This is a genomic window from Rhizobium sp. YAF28 (genome assembly GCF_052113285.1).
GTDB lineage: Bacteria > Pseudomonadota > Alphaproteobacteria > Rhizobiales > Rhizobiaceae > Rhizobium.
Genome location: NZ_JBFRCX010000001.1, coordinates 299,715 through 316,045, shown reverse-complemented (window position 1 = coordinate 316,045; position 16,331 = coordinate 299,715). Strand labels below are relative to the sequence as shown.

15 protein-coding genes and 1 pseudogene are annotated in these 16,331 nt (G+C 60.5%); 7 read left to right on the top strand and 9 right to left on the bottom strand.

Annotated elements, in window-relative coordinates; translation table 11 throughout:
• Positions 1 to 12: 12 nt before the first annotated feature.
• Positions 13 to 480 (top strand): ester cyclase, encoded by a 468-nt coding sequence (locus AB4Z13_RS01680; protein WP_442205614.1) that lies wholly within the window; start codon positions 13 to 15, stop codon positions 478 to 480.
• Positions 447 to 1,400: an NADP-dependent oxidoreductase gene (locus AB4Z13_RS01675; RefSeq protein ID WP_442205613.1), complete on the top strand. Its 954-nt coding sequence runs from the start codon at positions 447 to 449 to the stop codon at positions 1,398 to 1,400. The genes AB4Z13_RS01680 and AB4Z13_RS01675 overlap by 34 nt, the downstream gene beginning before the upstream one ends.
• A gap of 200 nt (positions 1,401 to 1,600) precedes the next feature.
• Here the strand turns inward: AB4Z13_RS01675 and AB4Z13_RS01670 are convergent, their stop codons facing one another.
• Genes AB4Z13_RS01670 through AB4Z13_RS01660 form a run of 3 tightly spaced genes read right to left on the bottom strand, consistent with a single transcriptional unit; the run spans position 1,601 to position 3,790 of the window.
• A complete protein-coding gene (locus tag AB4Z13_RS01670) occupies positions 1,601 to 2,503 on the bottom strand; it encodes a dihydrodipicolinate synthase family protein (RefSeq protein WP_442205612.1) in 903 nt (300 codons plus the stop codon).
• Positions 2,504 to 2,517: 14 nt separating this feature from the next.
• The gene (locus tag AB4Z13_RS01665) at positions 2,518 to 3,153 is read right to left on the bottom strand and encodes a LysE family translocator (RefSeq protein WP_442205611.1); all 636 of its coding nucleotides are present in this window, start codon (positions 3,151 to 3,153) and stop codon (positions 2,518 to 2,520) included.
• A gap of 28 nt (positions 3,154 to 3,181) precedes the next feature.
• Positions 3,182 to 3,790, bottom strand: coding sequence for a LysE/ArgO family amino acid transporter (locus AB4Z13_RS01660; protein WP_442205610.1), 609 nt, complete (start codon positions 3,788 to 3,790; stop codon positions 3,182 to 3,184).
• Positions 3,791 to 3,890: 100 nt separating this feature from the next.
• Here AB4Z13_RS01660 and AB4Z13_RS01655 point away from each other — a divergent pair, with 100 nt between their 5' ends.
• Positions 3,891 to 4,787, top strand: a complete 897-nt coding sequence (locus tag AB4Z13_RS01655; RefSeq protein ID WP_442205609.1) for a LysR family transcriptional regulator ArgP — start codon at positions 3,891 to 3,893, stop codon at positions 4,785 to 4,787.
• 66 nt (positions 4,788 to 4,853) lie between these two features.
• Here AB4Z13_RS01655 and AB4Z13_RS01650 read toward each other — a convergent pair whose 3' ends face one another.
• Together AB4Z13_RS01650 and AB4Z13_RS01645 are read right to left on the bottom strand one after the other, a co-directional pair.
• Entirely contained in the window at positions 4,854 to 6,032 is a 1,179-nt protein-coding gene (locus AB4Z13_RS01650) for a sulfite oxidase (RefSeq protein ID WP_442205608.1), read from the bottom strand.
• Positions 6,033 to 6,297: 265 nt separating this feature from the next.
• Entirely contained in the window at positions 6,298 to 6,798 is a 501-nt protein-coding gene (locus AB4Z13_RS01645; protein WP_442205607.1) for a GFA family protein, read from the bottom strand.
• A 78-nt stretch (positions 6,799 to 6,876) separates the two neighbouring features.
• On the opposite strand from AB4Z13_RS01645, the pseudogene AB4Z13_RS01640 reads away from it, so the two are divergent.
• A pseudogene (locus AB4Z13_RS01640) lies at positions 6,877 to 6,975 on the top strand (ArgP/LysG family DNA-binding transcriptional regulator); the annotation flags it as partial.
• Positions 6,976 to 7,072: 97 nt separating this feature from the next.
• Here the strand turns inward: AB4Z13_RS01640 and AB4Z13_RS01635 are convergent.
• Both AB4Z13_RS01635 and AB4Z13_RS01630 read right to left on the bottom strand, forming a co-directional pair.
• Entirely contained in the window at positions 7,073 to 8,455 is a 1,383-nt protein-coding gene (locus tag AB4Z13_RS01635; protein WP_442205902.1) for a DUF1254 domain-containing protein, read from the bottom strand.
• 130 nt (positions 8,456 to 8,585) lie between these two features.
• On the bottom strand, positions 8,586 to 10,205 hold the full coding sequence (locus AB4Z13_RS01630) for a DUF1254 domain-containing protein (protein ID WP_442205606.1): 1,620 nt from the start codon (positions 10,203 to 10,205) through the stop codon (positions 8,586 to 8,588).
• An 885-nt stretch (positions 10,206 to 11,090) separates the two neighbouring features.
• Here AB4Z13_RS01630 and AB4Z13_RS01625 point away from each other — a divergent pair.
• Positions 11,091 to 12,218 (top strand): alpha/beta hydrolase, encoded by a 1,128-nt coding sequence (locus AB4Z13_RS01625; RefSeq protein WP_442205605.1) that lies wholly within the window; start codon positions 11,091 to 11,093, stop codon positions 12,216 to 12,218.
• A 432-nt stretch (positions 12,219 to 12,650) separates the two neighbouring features.
• Positions 12,651 to 13,487, top strand: coding sequence for a CPBP family intramembrane glutamic endopeptidase (locus AB4Z13_RS01620; protein ID WP_442205604.1), 837 nt, complete (start codon positions 12,651 to 12,653; stop codon positions 13,485 to 13,487).
• 180 nt (positions 13,488 to 13,667) lie between these two features.
• Here AB4Z13_RS01620 and AB4Z13_RS01615 read toward each other — a convergent pair whose 3' ends face one another.
• A complete protein-coding gene (locus AB4Z13_RS01615; RefSeq protein WP_442205603.1) occupies positions 13,668 to 14,303 on the bottom strand; it encodes a glutathione S-transferase family protein in 636 nt (211 codons plus the stop codon).
• 264 nt (positions 14,304 to 14,567) lie between these two features.
• On the opposite strand from AB4Z13_RS01615, the gene AB4Z13_RS01610 reads away from it, so the two are divergent.
• Positions 14,568 to 15,359, top strand: coding sequence for a metallophosphoesterase (locus AB4Z13_RS01610; RefSeq protein WP_442205602.1), 792 nt, complete (start codon positions 14,568 to 14,570; stop codon positions 15,357 to 15,359).
• Positions 15,360 to 15,394: 35 nt separating this feature from the next.
• Here the strand turns inward: AB4Z13_RS01610 and AB4Z13_RS01605 are convergent, their stop codons facing one another.
• Positions 15,395 to 16,321, bottom strand: coding sequence for an AraC family transcriptional regulator (locus AB4Z13_RS01605; RefSeq protein ID WP_442205601.1), 927 nt, complete (start codon positions 16,319 to 16,321; stop codon positions 15,395 to 15,397).
• Positions 16,322 to 16,331: the final 10 nt, after the last annotated feature.

The window sequence follows — 16,331 nt, the reverse complement described above, 5'->3', positions numbered from 1 at the left end:
AGGGAAGCAACTATGGAAACTACCGAAAATAAACCGAGTGTTTTCGGCATTTCGCCGGAAGAACTGCGAGCCGTGGAGACGCTCTACCGGGCCTTCAGCGAAGGGAACCCGGACCTTCTCGACGAAGCCGTTACGGCGGACTGGCAGGATATCCCTCTTGCACCGCACCAGCAGCCGGGTCGCGATGGCGTGAAACCCCTTATCCGAGAATTTGTCGCGGCCTTTCCGGACATCAGGATCCAGATCCTGGAGATCATCGGCGCACCAGGTCGCGCTGCCGTCCGTGCAGTCATTACTGGGACCCATACCGGCGAATGGTTCGGCATCGCTCCAACCGGTAGATCCTTTCGGATGCCCATTCACGAATTCCACCACATCGACAACGGCATGCTGACGCACACCTGGCATCTCGAGGACTGGTTCGGCTGGCTGTTTCAGGTTGGCGCATGGCCTGTCCAAGCGGAGGAGACGACCCGATGAAAGCCCTCCGCATTGGCAATTATAACGTTGCGCCGGTCGTCGAGGACGTACCGACGCCGGATATCAGCCCGGGCGAGGTTCTCGTGCGTATCAAGGCGGCAAGCCTCAATCCGCTCGATGTAAAGCTGCAGCGTGGGTTTATGCATGCGTTCTTCCCGCTGGCATTCCCCTACATCTTGGGCACCGACCTTGTGGGCACCGTCGAATACGCAGGAAGCGACGTAAACCGTTGGCGCAAAGGCGACGAAGTCCTGGCTCGCCTCGACCCGACAAGCGGCGGCGCGTTTGCCGAATTCGCTGTCGTCAGAGATGACTATTTGGTCAGCGTGCCGAAGAAGGTATCGCTCGAAGAAGCAGCAGGCATTCCGACAGCGGCGGGCACCGCGTGGCAGGCACTGTTCGAAGTCGCGGACCTGAAACGCGGTCAACGCGTCCTGGTGCATGCGGGTGCCGGTGGCGTCGGTAGTTTTGCCATTCAGTTTGCCCGTTCTGTCGGCGCACACGTGATTGCGACAGCATCGGGAACGGGGATCGACATCGCCCGCCGGCTCGGCGCGGATCAGGTGATCGATTATCGGTCGGAGAACTTTGTGAACAAGGTGTCTGACATCGATGTGGTGCTCGACACGATCGGCGGTGAAACCCAGCAGCGATCGTTCAACGTCCTGCGCTCGGGCGGATATCTCCTGGCTACCTCCGCGCCACCGGATGAAGCGCTCGCGAAGGCGCATAATGTAGCGGCGAGTTTCGTTTTCCATGCTTCCGACCGAAGCCGTCTTGAAAAGATCGTCGAAGCTATTGACGCGAGTTCGCTGAAGGTTCTCGTCGATCAGAAAGTGTCGTCGCTCGACCTTGCCCAAGCCTTTGAGCATCAGGCATCAGGTCGCGCTCGCGGCAAGATCATCGTCACATTCGACTAGACACAGCAACGCCACTGCATACCGCGGTGGCGTTTCCCTCAGTGCATTATCGACGATCAAGTCCCTCGCCCAGACCGGCGGCCGGCGCTTCAAGAACCGCTGATTGTTGCTGATGACGCGGCAGCAAGAAAGCTTCGGTCGAGCTGTCATATCTTGTCGCGACGCTTCGCCAAGCACGCAAGCCTGTTGGGTACGGGACCCTAGCGGCCGACTGCGGCGCCGAGGCGTTCAAGCGCCTCGCGCACGCGCCCACGCGCCGATTCCGGAAGGCCAAGCACCGGCCGCGGTGGCGCAAACCGACCGAGGCCGATGAGATCGGCAATGGTGTACATGACGCGGAAACTGCCGAATTCCTTGAATAGCGCCCAGAGCGGCGCGAAGGTATCGTTGATGCGTCCCGCCTCTTTAGTGTCGCCCGCCTGCGCCGCTCTCGTCAGTCTCAGGGCTTCGGCGGGCAGAAGGCCCGCAACCACGCTATACCAGCCATCGGCACCCGCCAGCAGCGCATCTGCAGCACCCCAGTCGCCGCTGTAGCCGACAGCGAAATCTGCCGGTATCACCGAACGGAGACTTGCAATCTCTGCTGCGATATCGCCATTGGCGGGCAGCGGCATCTTCACCGCCTTGACGGTGCCGAGCCTGGAGAGCCGGGCGATCAGCTCGACGCTGAAGGTAAATTTCGTCGTGCCCGGATTGTTGTAGATGCAGAGCGGCAACTGCCCGACATCGGCCACAGCTGCAAAATGCTCGTAGACCTCATCATCGGTGAGCGGCGTGTAGGAGACCGGCGCCAGCAGCAGGCCATCCGCCCCGAGCTCCCGCGCATCTTTTGCGAGCGCCTGCGCCTCGTCTGTTCGAAGCGCTCCGACGCCGACGATGACAGGGATCTTGCCGCCGACGGCAGACATCGCCGTTTCAACCGCCCGGCGCCGCTGATCGCGCGACAGGAAGGCGTAACCGCCGGTGCTGCCGAGCAGGCCGATGGAATCGGCACCCACCGCCTGAATGCGGGCAAGCAAGGTGGCGAGCGCACCGGTATCGACGATGCCGGAAGCATCTGAGGGCGTGATCGGAAAGGCGGAAAGACCGTGAAAAAGTGGCATCGGGAACGTCCTCTTTAGGCGCGCGACAGCAGGAGCTTCATGCCGGCCGCCCCGAAGACGAGCGCCAGCGTGCCCTCGATCCAGCGCCGCGCGTGGCGATACATGCGGATCATCGGCGCGGTGGAGAAAACCAGCGCATAACCGCAGAAGATCGTGATGCTCAAAACAGCGCAGCCTGCGAGGATGACGGCGACCGTCGTCGGCGTGGCACCCGGGCCGAGGCCGAGCGTCATGGTGGCGATCCAGCCGAGCAGCGCCTTCGGATTGGTCAGATGCATCAGGAGGCCGCGGCGATAGAGGCTGAAGCCCGAAGCCGGCCTGATGGCATCGAGCGGCCTGCCCTGCTTCTCGTCAGAGGTCATGGCGGATTTGCCGGCCTTGTAGGCAAGGAACAGCAGGTACAAACCACCTGCTATCTTCAGGATAACAAGCGCCTGGGCATATTGCGCCAGAATGGCGGAAACGCCGGTCGCCGCCATCGAGCCCCAGAAAAGCGAGCCGCTGACCACACCGGCGGCAATCATCAATGCGGACTGGCGCCCCTGATGCATGGCCACGCCCATGATGCGCATATTGCTGGGGCCTGGGCTGGCTGCGGCGATGATATAGGCGGTGAAGACAAGGGCGAGATGATGCGGATCGACTGACATTCTGATTTCCCTGAGGAGTGTGCGGCCGTCACATGCCGTTCAGGAGCTTGAACGCGATCAGCCACATCACGCAAGCGATGATGGTTTCGAGAATGCGCCAGGAAACCGGCCGTGAAAAGATGGGGCGAAGCCAGGCCGCACCATATCCCAGCGAAAAAAAGAACAGGAAGGAGCCGGTCACGGCCCCCGCGGCAAAGGCTGCCTGATGGCCAACAAAGCGCGTCGAGATCGTGCCGAGCAGGATGACCGTATCGAGATAGACATGCGGATTGAGCCAGGTAAGCGCCAGGCACATGGCCATGGTCTTGCCGAAGCTTGCCCCCGCCCCGTTTGAAACCTGCAGCGCGCCCGGGGACCACACTGCCGAATAGAGGCTTTTTGCCCCATACCAGATGAGGAATGCCGCCCCGCCATACCGCATGACCGGATCGAGCCAGGGCATGAGGTTCACCACCTGCGCCAGGCTGGTGACGCCGACGACGATCAGGATCGCATCGGATAGAGCGCAGGCAAGGCAGACGGCGAAAACATATTCATTGCGCAGCCCCTGGCGCAGGATGAAGGCATTCTGCGCGCCGATCGCCACGATCAGGCTGAGGCCGGCGGCCAGGCCGGTGAAATAGGTCGTAAAATCCATGATATCAGAGGTTTCCGTCGCGTTGTTGAGACGCTCGATAGACGGATCGGCCACATTAAGCTAATTAATCATCCTTACGTTAATTAAGCGCAGCTTACCCATGATCGATTATCCCGCCCTTCGCGTGCTGCTTGCCGTGGTACAGACCGGCAGCTTCGAAAAGGCCGCCGCCGTCCTGAACGTCACGCCATCGGCCGTCTCGCAGCGCATCAAGCAGCTGGAAGAGCGCCTGGGCGCCGCCCTCGTCGTGCGCGGAACGCCATGCACGGCGACGGAAAAGGGCGACTGGCTCTGCCGGCACATGGAAAATGTCGGCATGCTGGAAAGCGAGTTGCTCGAACACCTGCCGGCGCTGAGCGACCGCGACAGTCCCGAACAGCGCGTCACGCTGCGGATCGCCACTAGCGCCGACAGCCTCGGCACCTGGTTCCTGGAGGCCATGGCGGATTTCTCGAAAAGCTCGAACTACCTCCTGAACATTTCCATCGAAGATCAGGATCACACGGCCGAATGGCTGGAGCGCGGCCGCGTCATCGCCGCCGTCACAAGCATGGAAAAGCCGGTCTCCGGCTGCCGTCGCTACTCGCTCGGCGCGCTGCGCTACCAAGCAACCGCAAGCCCCGAATTCGTCCATCGCTATTTCCCTGATGGCGTCACCCCGGAAGCGCTTGCCCGCGCCCCTTCCTTCACCTTCAACCAGAAGGACCGCCTGCAGGCGGAATGGATCCGCCGCACACTGGCGACCGACGTCAACGTGCCGACGCACTGGCTGCCGGCCACACAGGGCTTTCTCGATGCCAGCCTGCTCGGCATGGGCTGGGGCATGAGCCCGATCCAGCTGACTGAGGACCACATCAAAGCCGGCCGGCTCGTCGAGCTTATCCCCGACACACCGCTTGATGTCGTGCTCTACTGGCAGATCAGCCGGCTTGCCGCAGACCGGCTTGCGGGCCTAACGCAGAAAGTGATCGATGTGGCGAGGCGATCGCTGGTGTGAGGGTGACGTGTGGGTACAACGGCGTCTGCTTTGCGCCAAAAGCCGCCATTCCGCCCCATGCGGTGATTAGATCACGAATTCCTCCTCGTACGTCTGTGGCTCGGGAACGACCGTGACCTCCACCGGAATGATCCAATTGGCCACGTAGCTCTCGCAGTCGGAACGCTGGAGGTCGGGCTGCACGCACCCGGCCCCATCGATCGCGCGACATCGCAGTATATATCGCCCCACGTCTTCAGGGGTCCAAATGTACTCCCACAAGCGCCATGCAAAGGGACGTTCTGTCTCGAGAAGCCTTCCCTCGCGCCAGCCCCTGCCATCCCCGGTACAGACCTGCACCTGCCGGATAGGAGCCTCTCCGCTCCAGGCGGCTCCGAAAATCCGGTACGGTTGGCCGACGATGAGACGCGCCCCCTGTACGGGACGCGCGATCTGCGCTTTGACCTCCATCTCCGCAAGGGGGACCAGCCTGGGTTCCCCGAGGCTGCGCTCCCAACGGAAATAGTCGCGCGCCTGCCAGTAGCCAAGGAACGGTTGCTCCACAACAGTGATATCAGTGATCCACTTGACCCAAGCCATGCCGAACCAGCCACCCACGACCGCGCGTAGCGGGTAGCCGTGATCGCGCGTCAACGGCTGCTCGTTCATCGAATAGGCAAGGATCGTGCTATCAGCGATGGCCTTCTCAAGCGGCAAACTGCGCGCAAAAGCGATGGGGCCGGGAGAAGCCGTTTTCTTGTTCGTGTCGACGACGCCGCTGTCGGCGCCTGCGAGCAGAACCTCACGTGCGGTTCGCTTAACGCCCGCCATTTCCAAAATCTCGCGCAGAAGAACACCTGTCCAGGCAGCATTGCCGACGGCTCCATTCTGCCACTGCAATCCCTCCTTCGGCGGCTCATAGTAAACGCGCCCGTTCCCCGCGCACTCGACGACGGCGGTGAAAGTCGTGCTCCGCATCGCCTTGATGCTGTCGAGGTCAAGTTCGATCGGCCGCTCCACCGCCCCGCCAACCCGCAATCTCCAGTCTCGCGCATCGAGGTCCGGCGACGGGAAATGGTTTCGCACGAAAAACAGCTCGGTTGGGATCAGCCAATCGGAGAGCGACGCAAACGGAAACTCGATATTCTCTGGGGATTTCTGTCGAACTATTAGACTGGGCTGCTGTGGTGTCGGCATCGCGTACTTGTCTCCCCCTTCAAAGAGCACAACGTCGGCTCTCGGTCGCACGAATTCCGGTTCGATCACACCGCCCCTCGCAGTGCGTCTGTCGCATTCCGCCTTCGGGCCGCATTCTAGCACATACCGTACGTTTCTCGGATCGACCTCGAACGGCAGCAAAGGGCGGAAAGCAGTCATTTGCTCCAAGTCAGATCAGTCCAGCAGAACGCCAGACTTCGCATGCCGGAGCAGAATGCCAACAGCCGGCCCAGCCCGCCATCTATCATCAAACCGCGCTCAGCCTGAATAGCGGCAACGAACAGCGCCGCACTGGCAGCCGCCGGAATGGGACTCAGCCATCACGCCCCCTCACCGCCCATGCGGTGGTATCGTGATCGGGGTGCTGGTTGCTGCTCTCCTTGATTGCCGCGGCCCAGTCGGCGCCGTTGTTTTCGGTCGCACCGGTATTTTCTATGCCGGTGATCGTATCGAACCATCCCACCATGTTCTCGGTGCAGGTATTGGCATGCGGCGCGAAGACATGCGGATCGTCAAGCGAACCGATCATCAGGTTGGTGCGACCGTTTTCGAGGTGGTGGAAAAACAATGGCGTGCCGCAATTGGCGCAGAATCCGCGCTCGACAAGCTCCGAGCTCTTCCAGACATCGGGCTTTCCGCGTGTCCAGGTGAGCGCATCATCGGGCGCGGCGACAAGCGCGGCAAAGATGTTGCCAGAGGCTTTCTGGCACATGCGGCAATGGCAAAGATGCGAATTGTCGAGCATAGCGGTTGCATGGTAGCGCACGGCACCGCACTGGCAGCCGCCGCTCACCTCCATCTCGATGCGTTTCATTTTTTCTCCTTCAAGAGGCCGGTTGGGCGTAATTTCTTTTAGGTTTCCGTCTTTTGATCGTCCAGCAGAAGAATGGACCCGATCACGCCGCTCGATGTCGTGCTCTACTGGCAGATCAACCGGCTTGCCGCCCTGATGCAGAAGGTAATCGAGATGGCGAGGCGATCGCTGGTGTAACAGGCCCAACTATTCGGCCAATGTTATCACGTGCTCGGCGGAAGGCTTCGAGTTCATGCAGCGCGAACGCGATTGCCGCGCTGCGGCGCCTGCCCCCTCACTGGGTCTTTGTCATCGGCGGCTGCGTCCAGGAGCCGTCGAGCGCCGCCTCCTTCGGCCAGTAGAGGCGCATGTAAACGACAAACGGGCCTTTGGGCGCAGGCAGCCAGTTAGGCTCCTTGTCCTTGCCGGGCGACTCGTTCTGGAAATAGAGCGTCAGGCCGCCATCGGCGTCCTTCACGAGCTGCGGCAACATCGGCGAGTTGATCAGGTAGCGGTTGATCGGATTGGCGACGAGCAGGCTCTGAGGCAGGTCATACATCGTCATCGACCAGAATCCGTTGACCGGCGGCAGCCCGCCCGGCGTGAAATGGACAGTGTACCGGTTGGCGCCGTCGAGCCTCTGACCCGCGGCATCGACGGCATAAACCGGATAGATCGCTTCCTGCTTCGAATTTCCGTAAATGCCGATGGTCGCCACCATTCGGTAAAGGTAATTGTTCTTCAGATAGGCACGCGTGCCGAACACGTCGCCGGAGGTCACCTTCCCCGCGTCGACTTGCTTCCGCAAATTGTCGAAGTCCGCCCAAGCGTCGGCTCTGCCTTGCTCGAATGCCGCGGTCATTTCAGGTGTGAGCTTGCTCGCGTCGAAGGTCTTTCCTGCGCCGATCCCGATTTTGGCGAAACGCGCCATCAGGTCGGTCTCGGAAGGTACCGTCGGGCAGAACTGCAGGATGAAGTTCAAGATGTTGAAGAATTCGAGCGACTTCCTCTCCTCGTCCAGCGTTAGCGGCTTGATGAAATCGATCGCCGGCGTGGCGGCCGGCGCGGGCTGGCCGAGGAACGCCGATAGCGGCTCTGCCTTATAGCCGGCCTGGACTTTCTTGACATTGTCGATGTCGTCGGGGCTGAAAAGCTGCGTGCGATAGGCCGCGAAAACAAACTCGGTCTCCGAGCGGAACACCTTGTTCACGCCTTTGGGCGTTTCGCCTTTCCAGCCTGGCCCGGCGATGAGGAAGCTGCCGCCATCATTGCCGGTCGCGCGGCTGCCGATGTAGTCGAAGTTGAAGGTGTACCAATCGATGAGCTGGACGGCGAAATAGCGATCCTTCTCGATCATTGGCAACGTGACGACCATCGGCTCGGCGCGCAAATCGAGGCCGAGCCAGGAATAGGGTGTATCCGAGTTGGGCGTCTGGATCGCCGTGTCGGCCGGCGTATAGACACGAGGGGTGTTGACGATCTGGTTCCACGGCCCCTTGTATTCGGGATTCTTGGAGTCGACGAAGTAGGCATGCTGGACGCGGTAGCTGTCGACCATCGGGAAGCCGTAGATATAGGCTTCCCTGGCTATGGCTCGGGTTTCCTCAGGCGTGGCGTCTTGAGCCTGGACGCCGGTAGAGGCTGAAGCCAGACCAACGGCAATGGCCAAGGCTGTCATTGCTGATCGTAACATGGGGATTCTCCTCCGTTGTCTGCGCGTGGGCCGCCCGCCCGGCGTTTGAAATCGCCAGTCAGTTCCCAGTCTCGCGACGCTGTTTCGGCTTCAGGGCCGCGCCCATCTGCTTTCCCTACTGGACCAGTTCGACTTCACTCGGCCGCCATTCCTTCGTGAAGAACGGTTCGAGCGGGCTGTAGAGCCGCAGCATGGGGATAAAGCCCTTGCCGGGCATGGTCTGGATCCAGTTGCCCCGCTTCACGCCTTCCGGCTGGGTCGGGCCGAAGTAGACCGTCGTCGTGCCGTCGGCGCCCGCTTCCGCGGCCGGTGACGGGAAGCTCTGGCTGCCCGCACGCGGAAAACGTTGCGGCGTGTCGAGCATCGAGCGCGACATGTTGTCATAAAGCGTGAACGACCAGAAATTCGCCTGTGGGATGTCCTTCGGCAGCGTCACCTTGTAGGTCCTGGCGCCATCGAAGGGGTCTTTGTTTGCATCGACCATCGTCCACAGGTACTGCGAGCCAATGCCGGGTACGCGCATGGCCATTCCAGGCGTAATCCCGGTCACGCCGTAGAAGAAGGACGTTCGCGAGTCCAGCAACCGGTACCCTGTGGGCGGAAAGGGCTTGGCACCATCCGCCGTGATTTCCGGGATCGGCGTCTCGAATTCGTAGCCGCTGACAAACAGTTGATTCACCCATCCCGAACCGGGATAGTAGAACCAGTCCGCCGCGCGAGGAGCCATAAACAGGGTGCGCGAAGTGGCATTGGCGAGCGCCAGCGCTTCGGTAAGAATCTTCTTCATCCGCGCATCCGGTGCGAACGGTTTGCCCTTGATGATGCCGATGGCCGCGACCGGGCCCATCAGCTCGGGGTCGAGCGACCCTGCGGGCTCCTGCTGCACGACCTCATTGAGCATCTCGTAGTAGCTGAAGTCGTTGGGCGGGATCGTGCTGAATACCTTGCCGGTACCTTCGTGGAACACGGTCGGCGGCGGTGGCGTGACTTTTCCGAGCTTAGCCTTGCCGCTCAGAAAGTCGGCGATGGGGGTGCCGACGCCGCCGGCCTCGTATGGATAGACCTTGGTGAATTTTCTGACCGTTTCGGCAACGGGCTTGGGATCGTTGTTCTCCAGGAATGAGCGAGCGAACCATACGACGATACTGGTCCGGGCGCGGGCGATAGTGAATCCATCGGGCAGCGGACCATCGTAGCCGGGCGGCAGAATGAGGTATTTCCCGCCCTCGCCGCGATCAGCCCCAGGCAGCCCGATGTCGATGACCCAGCGAAACCAATAGTCATCGATGGCGCCAAGCGCCTTGGGTGGCACCTCGAGCACGATGGGACCCTTGCTCAGGTCGAGCATGCCCATGTAATAGACGGTGTCGGCGTTGGCAGTCAGGTACAGCGACTTGGCGTCCATCAGCTCGGAAAAAATGAGGACGTCGTTGTCCTTGACCCCGATGCTCAGAAAGCCCTTGTGGAGAGCGTGTATGCTGACCCCCTGAAAGGTGTTCACGAACGCCTCGAAGGCGTGCATGAAGTCCAGATTGTCATAGACCTTGGCGATGGTCTCCTTGCTCGGCATGCCATCCTTGAAGTCGAGCGTGCCGATGCGCGTCTCGACTTTGTCCGGCGTGGAGATTGCCGGCGAGATGGCCTCATGGGCGGCGGCTGCAATCGTGCCTGCGAGGAAAGTGGACGTGGCGAGCGAAACCACCAGTCCGGATAGCCCGCTGTGTCTCTTAGCCATTGGATATACTCCTCACTTTGCCGACACAATGTCGGTCTCATTTCTTCGGGACGCCATCGCAGGCTCCCTTGCCTTCCTCGGGTGTGGCGTCCTGGGCTCACGCCGCGCCGAAACGGAACGTTGGCAACAGGACAATTCCGGAGGCAAAGAGTCTTCGTATAGTGGCTGGCATAACTCGATCCCCCATAGTGCTGATGTTGAATGTATTGGGCGAACTATAGGATCGCGGAACGGCTCGCTTACTGAGAGAGGGCAACGCTGGCCTCTCAGATCGCGTCGGTAAAACTGATAGACGCCTGCAACCGCTTTAAGAATATTAGCGGCACATAATATCACCAACACTACAAGTGCGTAACGGTGACATTAGCGAATATGTGAGCCATCTTTCGCTAAGCATGACCTCAAGACACCAAAGGTGGAGAATGTTACGACAGGCCGGCGCCTGCTACCTCATCCAGTCCGCGCATACGAACACGGCTCATGTATCGGGCGCGATGAGCGGCATTGCACCGGACGCTCCCACGGCGGGTTGACGACCGATCAGTATTGGCTGATTGCGCGGGCACCTGGAGAATATTTTCCAGCCTCCCGGTGGATCGTTGAACGGCTCTCGCATCGATCAACCGGCCCCTCGTGAATTCTCGGACGGACATTGGGAGAACCTGATTCCAGTTGCAATCGCCACTAAATTGTATTAGCTAATCCTTGAGGAAATATTCACGCAAAACTTGGAAATTGCAAAATCCACCTGGCCTGACGCAATCAATACGCTTGGCCTGGCGGGATTTACTGTCCGCTTGCTATCGTGCAACGGGAGCGGAGGCATGAGTACCCTGTCGGCAGCGATCTCTGAGGCGGTCTCGCCATCTGGAGGCGGAGAGGATCATGATTCAGACGGTTTACTTCGCAACCAATCGTCAGCCGCTCCTCGATCCAACAGATCCGCAGCATCAGCGGATCATCGGCTTCGGTTCCGAACTCGGCCCGACCAGCGGCATCGATGTCCGCTACGGCAGCGCCAAGGTCAACGTCAATCTGTCGAGGAAGACGAACGTGCTCGTGCCGGGCTCGCTCGCCGTCGCCAACCAGCAGCTTCTCTTCGCCGAAGGAGAGGCGCCGACGCTCGGCAGCGACACGATCTTCGATGCCATCCGCGCCTCGATGAAGGCCGATGACAAGCCGACGATCGCCTTCATCCATGGCTTCAGCAACAGTTTCGTCGATTCCATCGAGCGCGCCGGCTGGCTGAGCGCCTTCTACGGGCTCGACGTCAACATGTTCGTTTTCTCCTGGCCGTCGATTGCTTCGCTCCTGCCCATACCCACACCGTTTGGCGATTACGCCCATGATCGCAGGACCGCGGCGGCATCGGGCATCGCGATCGCCCGAACCCTGCGTCGCCTTAGTGATTTCGTCGACAAGCTCAGCGAGGAAGAGCGCTGCAACCAGGCCATTCACCTGATCTGCCACAGCATGGGCAATTATGTGATGCGAAATGCGCTGCAGGCGCTGATGAAACTGCCCGAACCGCCCTCCGCGATGCTCTCGACCGTCAATGCCATGACCTCGCTCGATGGCACATCGTCATCCCCCCTGCGCCGCTATTTCGACAAGGTGATCCTGGCGGCCGCCGACGAGGATGCCGATGCCTTCGACGATCCCCAGAAATTCAAGTTCCTGCCGCGGATCTGCCGGTCGATCACCGTCTATTATTCCGAGAAGGACTGGATCCTCAGCACGCTCAGCAGCGGCACGAAATTCAACGGACCGCGCCTCGGCGCCGACGGCCCCGACAATATGGGCACCATCAGCGACAAGGTATCGGCGGTCGACGTCAGCGCCATCCTCGAGTTGTCAGAGCCGGAAAACCACCAATATTACCGCGTCTTCCCGCAGATGCGCGACGACATAAAGGCGGTCCTCACCGGCACCCCGCCCGAAAAGATCGCCAATCGCCAGGCAATCGGGCAATCCAGGTGGCGGATCGTCAGGAGGGCCGGGAGAAGCGGGTGAACGGGATCAATTCGGCGGGGTTTTGAACCTGCAGCCGGCGTTCTGGCAGAGCTTCTGCCCGGTCAAAAACCCCTCCCCAACCCGCCAGCCACTAGCGGCCGTGTCGAAGGCTGGGGGCCGCTCGTGGCCCAACGCGGACATTACGCTTTGGCCCCGTGTGGATGGTCCCACCCAACAGAGATCCACAACGATCAAAAGCCGGCGACCGCCAAGGCTGTGTGAGGATCGATCGATCCCCTCTGATTGGCGGGTCGGTATGGATCATGCAGTGCCTATGCGGGGGCTGATCTGAGATTGATGCTGCGGATTGGTCGGGTGCTGGTAAACTTCCATTCGCTCTGCACCGAGAGCCACGCCGCGCTCCACCAACTGGTCGACATCGCTTTCTGCGGCTGGGCCGTTAATTCCGAGTGCTGCCGCAGAGGAACCGACATGACCTCCATCCGCCAGCTTATCAGCCGCTACCCGCTCATTGCGTTTTTCGCCATCGCTTACATCCTGACCTGGCTCGGCTGGACCCTGCCGGAGCGGATCTATGCCAGCACGCTCCTCTCCGGCGCGTTCGCCTTGCCTTTCCTCCTCATGGTGCCCGGTCCGCTTTACGCGGCTCTGATCGTGACCGCGATCACCGGAGGCAAGCCCGGCGTCGTCGCGCTCCTTAAGAAGTTCACCATCTGGCGGGTGGGCTGGGGATGGATTGCGGTCGCCCTGCTCACGGCACCGGTGATCGGCGTGACGCCCGCTTATCTGAACATGGTCTTCGGCGGGCCGAACCCCACGGCGGCGTTGATCGCTTCAGCGCCTACCATTCTGATGATGTTCGCCATTCGCCTCGTCAATCCCCTCGACGGACCGATGCAGGAAGAACTCGGCTGGCGTGGCTTCGCCCTCCCGCGTCTGCAGGAACGGCACTTGCCGCTCGTCGCGAGCGCCATCCTCGGCGTGCTGGTTGTCATCTGGCACGTGCCGCTGGTCCTCCTCGACATGCTGCCATCTTATGCGCTGTTTGGCACCTTCGCCTTCACGATCGTGTTCGGCTGGCTCTTCAACAACGCCAAGGGCAGCGTGCTCATCACCTTGATCGCCCACGCCGCAGACGGCCTGGTCATCACCGGCAATCTCGGCCTGAATGCGATCGACAGCGAACGCCACATCATGCTGCTGGTCGCGACGTGGTGTGTGACTGCGCTGGTCGTTGTTATCCTCTATGGGCCGACACTTACCGGCAAACCAATACCCACGCGCCCCGGAAATCAACCTGGAGCATAGTCCGTTCCTGGCGCATTCCGGCCACTCTTCGCCTTCCAGAGGCGCTGGTGGAATTTGCTACCACCGCAAATATCCCTCGCGAAGTTCTGACTTTTGCGACAGACTTCCCTATAAATCGTCGATTACGATTTTATCGCGAAAGTCAGGCACGGCGCGACAAACAAGTTCCGGGAAGGTACCTCATTCCCATAGTGAGATACCTTCTTGAGAAAGCGCGTTTTGAACGGCCGGTCTGTCTTCAAGACGGCGGGCATGTCTGGTCCACGCTGGATAGCTATTTTGCATGTCTATGTGCATCCGATTTCCCCATCGATAGAACACCAGCAGATATGGATCGACCACGGAATAGTAGTCTCCCACGACCCAGAGACGCTCGTTCAGTCTGCTTTCGATAAGCGCGAAGGCTGAAGAAAGATGCTGCTTGCCCTTGGCGATCAACGAATCATACTCGCCATCGTCGGTGAAATAGTCCGGTCGCCAAATCATTCGAACAGCGACGGCATGCACCGTGCCTGACAGCCAGTTAAACCATTCGATCGATCGAACAATTGCTTCCGGGTCAGTACTCAAGAGCTTGGCACCAGGGGTGGTTAGCCCGAGATGGACGAGGATTGCCGGCGCTTCCGTCAGGATAAAATTGTCAGCGGTGAGGACGGGAATGCGGCCTTTCGGGTTTAGTCGGCGGAATTGATCAGTTTTAGTTTCTGGATGCCCCGGAGACATCAAAGCAAGTGAGTAGGGTTCGCCGATTTCCTCCAGTACGATGTGAGGCGCGAAAGAGCATGAACCCGGTGCGGCATGTAGAGTGTATAGCATCTGATCCTCGAATGAATGCGGTGAAAGTCCCAATGAAAGCGACAGTTTTACAGATGAATTCCGCGACGTCGTAAAAATCAGCGTTTCGCGACGAATGAGTGCGCAGAATGCTTCGCGAAGATATCTCCATCAAGATAAATCGCCCAAAATACCCCCACACCGCAGGGGATTCTCCGGCAGTATCGAGTTGGATTCCACATTTCAGTTGGGGGCTGGGCGCAGCTCATAAACAATGCCATACCGAGTGCGACAAGGGAGTCATCGATGACCGGGACCGCTTCTCTTCACACATTCGCCATCGGCGATGTCCACGGGCGTGCCGACCTGCTGGAGGAGATGCTGTCAGGCATTGCCGGCAAGGCGCGCGACGAGACGATCGACTACCGGATCGTCTTCCTCGGCGACATCATGGACCGTGGGCCGGAGAGCCGCAAAGCGATGGATCTCGTCATCCGCACGCTGCGCGACAGACCGGGCTCGAAGCTGATACGCGGCAACCACGACGCCCTCCCTCTTCAGATCCTCGACGAGACAGACCCGGCCGTTCAGGCAGATCTCGTGAACCACTGGCAAGACCTCGGAGGCAGCGAGACGATGCTGTCCTACGGCCTGCCCCTTGAGGCAGCCATCACCGCAGACGAGATCCGCGGCAGGTTTGGAGACGAGCGCCTGCAATGCCTGCGCGCGGCGGAGCGCTATGTCGAACTCGACCACCACATCCTCGTCCATGCCGGCCTGAAACCCGGCATTCCCCTGGCCGAGCAGGATGCCCATACGCTGATGTGGATTCGCGGCGAATTCCTGAACGCCAGCACCTCATTCGGCAAGATCGTCGTCCATGGGCACACGATTACCGCAAGCGAACGCGTCGAGATCTTCCCGAACCGGATTGCCATCGATACCGGTGCATTCGCAACGAATATCCTGTCTGCGCTCCACATCAGCCCATCCGGCGATGTCGCGGTGCTGCAGGCAACGGAAGTCCGCCCCGGTCCCTGCCGTTTTCAGGAAGGCCGGCCCCTCAACCGGTCTCATGATGCGGACATGCTTTTCTAGGATTGGGCAGAGCAACAAGGACGGGCTGAACGGGATCAATTCGGCTCTCGTCTGAACGGCACCAGATTGGACGTGGAACCCTTCGCAGGATCCCGGCCCTTCTCTTCATTCCGGCCATCGCCTTCGCCCGCTTCCGCGCGCCAATCCGCCGTGATTTCCAGCCTGTGCGGGCTCGCCAGCAATTGATCACTGAAATAGCGCGTCGGCGTCGTTCCGAGCATGCGGCGGAACATGGCAATGAAGGCGCTGACGCTTTCATAGCCGAGATCGCCGGCAATGACGGTCACGAGCTGCCCCGCCGCCAGGCGCTGAAGGGCGACGCCGATATGCAGCTGCTGTCGCCAGCGCAGGAAGGACATTCCCGTTTCCCGCTGGAACAGGCGGCTGAGCGTCCGGTTGCTTGCTCCGACCCGCGCACCCCATTCGTCTATGGTGAACCGCAGGCCAGGTTCGGCGACCATCGCTTCGGCGAGCCGCTGCAGCCTGCGATCGGTGGGCATCGGCAGATGGATCGGCTCGAGCGGTGCTGCCCTCAGCTCATCGAGAAGCACGCCGACCAGACGGTGAAGCCGTTCGGGCTCCATCTCGGGACTATCCGGGCGCGGCTCCAGGCGAAAAATCAGCTCGCGCAGGAAAGGCTGGACGAAGAGAATGCCGCATTCGTCCTTCAGGTCACCGGTCAGTTTCGCGTCGACATAGAGATTGCCGATCTTGATACGGCCGCAGGCACGCCCGCTATGGGAAGTGCCGCCCGGAATCCATAGCGCGCAATTCGGCGGCACCGTCCAGACACCGCCGGCCGCCCTCATCGTCAGCACGCCGCTCATCACGTAAAGCAGCTGCGCCTTGCCGTGGCGATGCGGCACCGTCTCGCCGACGAAACTCGTCTCGGTGATGAAGCTGAAGGCCGGGCGCGACATCTCGTCGATCGCGGCGGGGTCAAACGTGTCTGGAATATCCATTGCCGATCCT

Bases quoted from the DNA above. Each gene is read 5' to 3' on its own strand.
- AB4Z13_RS01680 (WP_442205614.1), top strand. From the start codon at position 13: ATGGAAACTACCGAAAATAAACCGAGTGTTTTCGGCATTTCGCCGGAA.
- AB4Z13_RS01675 (WP_442205613.1), top strand. From the start codon at position 447: ATGGCCTGTCCAAGCGGAGGAGACGACCCGATGAAAGCCCTCCGCATT.
- AB4Z13_RS01670 (WP_442205612.1), bottom strand. From the start codon at position 2,503: ATGCCACTTTTTCACGGTCTTTCCGCCTTTCCGATCACGCCCTCAGAT.
- AB4Z13_RS01665 (WP_442205611.1), bottom strand. From the start codon at position 3,153: ATGTCAGTCGATCCGCATCATCTCGCCCTTGTCTTCACCGCCTATATC.
- AB4Z13_RS01660 (WP_442205610.1), bottom strand. From the start codon at position 3,790: ATGGATTTTACGACCTATTTCACCGGCCTGGCCGCCGGCCTCAGCCTG.
- AB4Z13_RS01655 (WP_442205609.1), top strand. From the start codon at position 3,891: ATGATCGATTATCCCGCCCTTCGCGTGCTGCTTGCCGTGGTACAGACC.
- AB4Z13_RS01645 (WP_442205607.1), bottom strand. From the start codon at position 6,798: ATGAAACGCATCGAGATGGAGGTGAGCGGCGGCTGCCAGTGCGGTGCC.
- AB4Z13_RS01635 (WP_442205902.1), bottom strand. From the start codon at position 8,455: ATGACAGCCTTGGCCATTGCCGTTGGTCTGGCTTCAGCCTCTACCGGC.
- AB4Z13_RS01630 (WP_442205606.1), bottom strand. From the start codon at position 10,205: ATGGCTAAGAGACACAGCGGGCTATCCGGACTGGTGGTTTCGCTCGCC.
- AB4Z13_RS01625 (WP_442205605.1), top strand. From the start codon at position 11,091: ATGATTCAGACGGTTTACTTCGCAACCAATCGTCAGCCGCTCCTCGAT.
- AB4Z13_RS01620 (WP_442205604.1), top strand. From the start codon at position 12,651: ATGACCTCCATCCGCCAGCTTATCAGCCGCTACCCGCTCATTGCGTTT.
- AB4Z13_RS01615 (WP_442205603.1), bottom strand. From the start codon at position 14,303: ATGCTATACACTCTACATGCCGCACCGGGTTCATGCTCTTTCGCGCCT.
- AB4Z13_RS01610 (WP_442205602.1), top strand. From the start codon at position 14,568: ATGACCGGGACCGCTTCTCTTCACACATTCGCCATCGGCGATGTCCAC.
- AB4Z13_RS01605 (WP_442205601.1), bottom strand. From the start codon at position 16,321: ATGGATATTCCAGACACGTTTGACCCCGCCGCGATCGACGAGATGTCG.